General features: G+C 66.8%; 1 protein-coding gene. It reads left to right on the top strand.

Annotation, left to right across the window (positions count from 1 at the left end; all coding sequences use genetic code 11):
• Positions 1-368, top strand: a 368-nt coding sequence (locus tag U858_RS0132925) for a PLP-dependent transferase (RefSeq protein WP_029954717.1), incomplete at both ends; no start/stop codon positions are given.

The following is a 368-nucleotide window of genomic DNA, read 5'->3' as shown; positions in this document are numbered from 1 at the left end:
CGAGATCTGCCGCGAGAAGGGGCTGGTCTACGTGGTCGACAACACGCTGACGTCGCCGTGGATGTTCCGGCCGTCGACCGTGGGCGCCTCGCTGGTGATGAATTCGCTGTCCAAGTACATCGGCGGCCACGGCAATGCGCTGGGCGGCGCGGTGACCGACACGGGCCTGTACGACTGGTCGAACTACGCCAATATCTACGACACCTATCGCAAGGGCGCGCCCACCAGCTGGGGCCTGACCCAGATCAAGAAGAAGGGGCTGCGCGACATGGGCGGCACGCTGGCGGCGGAACCCGCGCACCGCATTGCCGTGGGCGCCGAGACGCTGGCGCTGCGCATGGCCAAGCATTGCGCCAATGCATTGGCGC

It is taken from the genome of Achromobacter sp. DH1f (assembly GCF_000633435.1).
Classification (GTDB): domain Bacteria; phylum Pseudomonadota; class Gammaproteobacteria; order Burkholderiales; family Burkholderiaceae_B; genus Achromobacter; species Achromobacter deleyi.
Note: the sequence above shows the minus strand (reverse complement) of the source record. Positions and strands in the feature narration are given on the sequence as shown.